Origin of the sequence: Micropruina sp. (genome assembly GCF_047606665.1) — a bacterium.
In the GTDB taxonomy this organism is placed as follows: Bacteria; Actinomycetota; Actinomycetes; order Propionibacteriales; family Propionibacteriaceae; genus Micropruina.
Genome location: NZ_JASGEF010000051.1, coordinates 1 through 5944, shown reverse-complemented (window position 1 = coordinate 5944; position 5944 = coordinate 1). Strand labels below are relative to the sequence as shown.

The following is a 5944-nucleotide window of genomic DNA, read 5'->3' as shown; positions in this document are numbered from 1 at the left end:
TCGTCGCGCCGCTGTCGAACCCCGATCTCCGCATTGAGATCGAGGCTGTTGCCTACGTCCCACGGGGCGAGTAGCCGGATTCAGCCCGGTAGGTCGTGCGAGGTCGCGAATCCCCCGAAGACGGTGACGGGCTCCGCGATGGACGCCATGATCCCATGCAGCAGCCTCCCGCTCGGTATTATGTTGATCGCCTCAGCGATGTCAGCGGTTCTAGTACGTCTGAAACTGTGGAGCTAAGGGGATTCGAACCCCTGACCTCTTCCATGCCATGGAAGCGCGCTACCAACTGCGCCATAGCCCCGAACGGGCGGCTCGGTGATTCGAGCACGAGCAAGAACTGTAGCCGATCGCCGCCCGTCGCGCGAATCAGAGGTCGGTGGCCGCGCGACCTCTGAGGCCAGACTTGGTCAGGAGCCGGCGCGGCCGAGGATCGCGTCCAGGATCAACCCGCCGGTGTCGTTCTGGTAGAGCCAGATGCCGTTGGTGTGCCCGTGAAAGCTGGGCTCTCCACGTGGCACGTAGCCGGACGCCGGCCCGATGCCCCAGGCGCCCGGCAGCGGTCGCTTGTCGGCATCCAACAGCCGGCAATGCTGGTCGACCAGCCGCGCTCGGTCGCCGTGTTCGGCATGGAGGGTCACCCGCCGGCCATCCGCGAAATACGGCACGGTGCCGGCGGTGAAGCCGAGCGCGGTGATCACCAGATCGACCTCGTGGAGTGCCTCTGGCCGGTAGCTCGCGAGCACCGCCCGCGGCTCGGGCGGTGCATCGCCCAGTTGCCACAGCTGCCGCAGCAACTCGCGGCTGGCCAGCCGCAACCCGCCGAGCCGATGGACCCGCCCGGTCTCCGGACACACGTCGTCCTCGCCCGCCTCGGCGTAGCCGTCCGCGTGTGCCTCCTCGATGGTCGGATAGAACAGCGTGGGCCGGTGCCGGGTCAGATGCGGAGTGCGCCTGGGCCGAGCCGCGGGCCGAGCAGGCGCAGCAGCATCGTGGCTGCGGCGAAGGCGGAATGCGAGCCGCCCACGATCGCCACCCGCGGACTACGCGACGGCAGCAGGTCTACGGCAGCGCGACCCGCGCTCGCGAACAGGGTTGCCGCCGAGATCGAACGTTCGCCCAGCGGCACCTCGACCGGGCTGCCGCCGAGCGCGTACACCACCGTCTCGGCGCGCAACAGACGGGTGACCCCGTCCATCGTGACCGTCACCGCATAGCTGCCGTCACCGCATCGGGCCACCCGCTCCGCACGGGCACCAGTGAGCACCGCCGAACGGCTGCCGCGGGCGAGCCTGGCCGCGTACTCGCCCAGCGTCCCCAGGAACGCCGCCGCGACTGGCAGCGGCAACGCCGAACTTCCGTACCGGGCAACGTGCTCTGCCCGTGGATGTGAACGCAGCGGTCGCAGTGCCGGGCTGTGGTCGAGCACCTCCAACAACACGTCGGCACGAGTGTCGGACTCGATCGCCCACCGTCCCAGGGTGCCTGAGCCGAGGTGTTCGCCTCGTTCGAGCCAGATCACACCGCGTTGCAGCAGCTCCTGCTCTTGGCCGCGTTGGCAGGCGCAGAGCAGGGGCCGAGGCCGGCCGGCCCGGCACCGAGCACGATCGTGCGCAGCAGGGTCACGGCAGCGCCTCGCGTTCCAGTACCACCACGACATGCCGGTGCCGTTGCAGCCTGGACGCCGGCACGTCGAGCGATGGCGGCTCGAAGAACGACCGGCGGATCGCCTCGCGCTTGGCGACGCCCTTGGCTGCGATCACCACTCTTGCTGCATGGTCGAGTGAACGGAAGCCGAGGGTCACGCCCTCAGTCCTGACCTTGGCCGTGCTGGGCGCAAGACGGACGCGGCGTGCCAGAGCGTCGTCCGGCGTGCCCGGTTCGTTGAACCCGATGTGGGCGTTAGCGCCGATGCCGTGCAGAACGAGATCGAGCTGCCCGAGGGACCGCTCGGCGGCAGCCAGCTCGGCATCGCTCGCGGTCGGGTCGAGCGGGACGAAGCGTCCATGGCGAGGGGATCGACCAGGGTCCGACGCAGAAACTGTGCGAACGAACGATCGGCCGCCGCCCCGACCCATTCGTCCATCTGCACCAGTTCGACCCGCGCCCAGTCGACGTCGCGGTGGCGGGTGGCCAAGATCTGGTAGGCCCGCAGCGGCGTCGCTCCCGCCGACAGGATCACCCGTGCGGTCGACTGCTGCGACAGCACCTCGGCGATCTCGTCTGCCACGATCCGGGCCAGCGTCTCGTCGAAGCTCGGCTCGTCCGCGCAGAACATCAGCCTGGGCGCGCGAGTCACCTCGACACAGGTATCGCGCACCGTGATGACCAGGTCTGCGATGTCCAGGCAGGAGACCATGGTGCGTCGTGGTGCTTCCAGCTGAATGCGAGGTGCATCGAGCCGGCGGAGCGTGCCGTGCGCCGTGACCTCCGCCGGTTGATCCTGTAGCTCACGCAGCCGCGCCGAACTGCCGCGGGGGGGCGATCAGCACGTCGCCGTTGTCGCCGACCGCGATCAGCACGTCGTCCAGGCCTCGTGCGATCACCCGATACGGGCTTCGACGAAGGCCCGGACGTCTCGGCAGTCTGCAGTTCGACCCGCTGGGCGTGATCGGCGAGCAGGCCGGAAAAGCGGGCCAACGCGTCGAACGAGCCAAGGTCGTCCCAGCCGGTGTGGGCACGGACGAACGTGCTCGGTACCGCGGTGCGCGCCAGATGCTCGAAGATGCCGCGGTCGAGCGAACAGGGGGCGAACTGGGCAAAGATCTGGTCGCGGGCCGCCGAATCGTCCCATCGAGGCAGCGCTTTGAGCCGTTCGAGAGTCGCGTGGGCATGCGGTTGGAGCTCCACGGTCGCCTGGCGCAGTGCGCTCCACGGAATGACGAACAAGCCCGAGTTCCAGTCGAACCGCCCCGAAGCCAGGTATTCGGCGGCACGCGAGGCGTCCGGCTTCTCGTGGTATCCGGCGCCCCGAAAGGTGTCGGGCGCGTCAAATCACCACATTCCATATAGCCGTACTCGGTCGCGGCGTGCGCTCGGACGCACCCCACGGGGGATTGCATCCATCGTCGTAAGGCGATGGTGGTGATCCAGACCGCGAGGAGTGGCTCACCATCGAGAGGTTTCGCCGTCGGCAGTACTCAGTGTTTCTGGGATTCGATGCCTCGGCGAGCAGAATAGGCAGTAGACAGGTGGGGGATCCATGGGTTCCACAGGAATCACTTGTCGCCGAGGAGGGCTACGCGATGAGTTGGGTGATCGGCGATCGGCTGCCTGGCTTGCGTCTGCCGGACCTTGTCGGACGCTGGGCGGTCGTCACCGGTGCCAGCGGAGGGATCGGCTTCGCCACCGCGGCTGCGTTGGTCGGTGCCGGAGCGCAGGTGGTGCTGGCCGTCCGCAGCCGACAGCGCGGCGAAGAGGCGGCGGCGCGGATCCGGCGCTTGCACGCCTGTGCCGAGGTGTCGGTCGAGTGTGTCGAGTTGAGCTCGTTGGCCAGCATCGCCGAGACGGCTCAGCGAATCGGAGGCCGCCCCGTCCACCTGCTGGTCAACAACGCCGGTCTGGGCGGCGGCGACCCGCAAGCCGTCACCGAGGACGGTTTCGATCTGCAGGTCGGTGTGAACTATCTGGGCGCCTGGGCGTTGACCGCTCAGCTGTGGCCGGCGCTGTGCCAGGCGGGGCAGGCCCGAGTGGTCACGCTCGGGTCCACGATGGCGGCCCGCGGCCGGATCGGGCCGGACTTCGGCTACCCGACCGGCTCGGACTACCGCTCCTACTGTGATTCCAAGCTGGCCACGATCGTCTTTGCGAATGAGCTTCGGCGTCGTGCCGAGCAGGCGCCGGTCGATGTGACCGCGGTGCCGGCACATCCCGGCTGGTGCGCGACGGCGATCTTCGGCAACGGCGGCCCGCCGGCTCTCGTGACCTTTCTCGGCAAGCTCGCCGGCGCCATCCAGTCGCCGGCCGACGGCGCCCAGCCGGTGCTCATGGCTGCGACGGATCCGCACCCAGGCGCCTACTACGGTCCGACCAAGCACAGAGGTTCTGCGGGCCCTCCCGGCGCGGTTCCGCTTCCCGCACCGGCCCTGGACGAGGGCATCGGCACCCGTCTGTGGGAGAGATCGACCGACCTGACCGGCCTCAGCTTTCCGCTCTGAGCCGAGTCCTGCCGCCTTCCGCCAGTCGGCGGGTTGTTCGATGGCGCGGTGCAGGTAGTTGCGGCTCGCAAGGTTGGTGCAGAGGTCGTGGGCGCACTGTAGGGCGTGCCGGGCGGCCGCCGGTTGTCCTGCATCGCGCAGCAGTGCTCCTCGTGCCGCGTGAAATGCCTGGAAGGTCTGAATCGCGGGGTAGCGCTCGGGGAGCGTGTCGAGAACCGCGAGACCGGTGGCGGCATCCGCCGCGCGTCCGATCGCGACCGCGCGAGCGACCTGAGCACCCATGCTTGGCGTCTCGGCGATCAGCGCATCGTAGAGCTGTGCGATCAGCGGCCAGGGCGTGTCGTTCGCGGTGGTGCGCGTCGCGTGGGCGGACTGAATCGCGGCCCCCAGCTCGTAGGGGCCTGGAGTTTCGTGCCGGGGATGCCGGAGGCCGCCGTGCAAGGTGTGGTTGCCGCGGCTGATGAGGTGGTGATCCCAGTCGTCGGGATTCTGCTCGTCCAGAGGCACCAGGACGTCGCCCGCTATCCGGGCGGATGCGCGGGAGTGCAGAAACAGCAGGAGTGCCGCGAGCCCGCGAATCTCATGGTTCTCCGGACATTCCCGCAAGAGAAGCTGGCTGGCGTGGATGGCGTCCTCGGCGATACGGACGGTTGCTTCCTTCTGGTGATCATGGTGAAGCGGGTCATGGCCGGCGTCCCTTCTGTCTGCAGGCCCTCCGATCGGGCCCGTCTACAAGGGGGACGAACGAACGGACGCGTCGAGGACATCGAATCCGGAAAGATGACATCACGACGTGCCGCAGCCCGGATGCGGGGAACTGGTTCGGCAGTATCACGTTCGGCGATTTCGAGCGTGTGTCCTTGGCACCGGGCGTGACGGACGCGGTGTTCTCGGCCACCGCTTACCACTGGATCTCGCAGCCGGCACAGACCGATCGGCCAGCCGCACTCCTGCGGCCGGGTGGCGTCGTGGCAATCGTCGACCTCAGCCAGGTCGACTCGCCCGACGATGGGGGCTTCTTTGCAGCCAGCCAGCTGATCTACCCACGCTATGGACAGGGCCATACCGGACCTCCGGCGCCGTACCGCGAGCAGGTGGATCCCGCCATCCGGCAGGTGCTGGATGCCGATGATCGTTTCGATGCCGTCACGGTGCGGCAGTACGACTGGAACCAGAGCTGCATCGCCGCGGACTATCGCCAGCTCATGCTGTCGTACTCGGTCACCCAGATGATGGACTCCGCGGACCGGCGTGGCCTTCTCGACGACATGGAGGCATTCATCAGCGATCACGCCGGCGGCAGCATCACCCGTCCGCTCGTGGTCACACTGACGACCGCCACGCGGGTCTGACGGCATCCGCTTTCGACGATCCTCCGGGCGTCCGCCGCTGCCCGCCGTATAGCCTCCTTTCATGCCGCAGGATCTCGAGCGCCGGTCCTTCGAATCGGTCGGCGACCTGTGGGAGTGGCTCGAAGCGAACCACCAGGATCATCCGGGTCTCTGGGTGGTGCTGCAGAAGACGAGCAGCCAGCAACCCTCGATCACGTTCCACGATCTGCTGGAAGCCGGGATCGCGTTCGGATGGAGTGAGAGCACCCGCCGCGCGAACGACCAGACCTCGTACCTGCAGAAATTCACTCCCCGCCGGAACAAGGGCACCGCGTCCGCCCGGAACATCGCCATCGCGGAGCGGCTCGAGGCCGAAGGGCGGATGGCGCCCGCGGGCCGAATCGCCCTCGGTCGCTGAACTCGGAGGGGCGGTCTCCGAGAACGAACACCAGAATCGCG

Annotated in this window: 7 protein-coding genes, 1 tRNA gene and 2 pseudogenes; 3 read left to right on the top strand and 7 right to left on the bottom strand. The window is 68.2% G+C overall.

Annotation, left to right across the window (positions count from 1 at the left end):
* Positions 1 to 228: 228 nt before the first annotated feature.
* The 6 genes and pseudogenes from QM619_RS12555 to QM619_RS12530 all read right to left on the bottom strand — a co-directional run.
* Positions 229 to 301, bottom strand: a tRNA-Ala gene (locus QM619_RS12555).
* Between the two features lie 106 nt (positions 302 to 407).
* Positions 408 to 854, bottom strand: coding sequence for a hypothetical protein (locus QM619_RS12550; protein WP_415109055.1), 447 nt, complete (start codon positions 852 to 854; stop codon positions 408 to 410).
* A gap of 80 nt (positions 855 to 934) precedes the next feature.
* Entirely contained in the window at positions 935 to 1519 is a 585-nt protein-coding gene (locus tag QM619_RS12545) for a hypothetical protein (RefSeq protein ID WP_415109052.1), read from the bottom strand.
* Positions 1520 to 1619: 100 nt separating this feature from the next.
* Positions 1620 to 1910 carry a 6-phosphogluconolactonase gene (locus QM619_RS12540; protein WP_415109058.1) on the bottom strand — a complete coding sequence of 97 codons (291 nt, stop codon included), beginning with the start codon at positions 1908 to 1910 and terminating at the stop codon, positions 1620 to 1622.
* Complete coding sequence (locus tag QM619_RS12535) at positions 1799 to 2356, bottom strand: 6-phosphogluconolactonase (protein ID WP_415109050.1); 558 nt, start codon at positions 2354 to 2356, stop codon at positions 1799 to 1801. Before QM619_RS12535 ends, QM619_RS12540 begins: the two co-directional genes overlap by 112 nt.
* A 278-nt stretch (positions 2357 to 2634) precedes the next feature.
* Positions 2635 to 2946 (bottom strand): annotated as a pseudogene (locus tag QM619_RS12530) (hypothetical protein); the annotation flags it as partial.
* Positions 2947 to 3242: 296 nt separating this feature from the next.
* Here QM619_RS12530 and QM619_RS12525 point away from each other — a divergent pair.
* Positions 3243 to 4154 (top strand): SDR family NAD(P)-dependent oxidoreductase, encoded by a 912-nt coding sequence (locus QM619_RS12525; protein WP_415109047.1) that lies wholly within the window; start codon positions 3243 to 3245, stop codon positions 4152 to 4154.
* Between the two features lie 495 nt (positions 4155 to 4649).
* Here QM619_RS12525 and QM619_RS12520 read toward each other — a convergent pair.
* Positions 4650 to 4760: pseudogene (locus QM619_RS12520) on the bottom strand (hypothetical protein); the annotation flags it as partial.
* A 254-nt stretch (positions 4761 to 5014) separates the two neighbouring features.
* Between QM619_RS12520 and QM619_RS12515 the strand changes: the two are divergent.
* Both QM619_RS12515 and QM619_RS12510 read left to right on the top strand, forming a co-directional pair.
* The gene (locus QM619_RS12515) at positions 5015 to 5506 is read left to right on the top strand and encodes a hypothetical protein (RefSeq protein ID WP_415109044.1); all 492 of its coding nucleotides are present in this window, start codon (positions 5015 to 5017) and stop codon (positions 5504 to 5506) included.
* Between the two features lie 61 nt (positions 5507 to 5567).
* A complete protein-coding gene (locus QM619_RS12510) occupies positions 5568 to 5903 on the top strand; it encodes a YdeI/OmpD-associated family protein (RefSeq protein WP_415109041.1) in 336 nt (111 codons plus the stop codon).
* Positions 5904 to 5944: the final 41 nt, after the last annotated feature.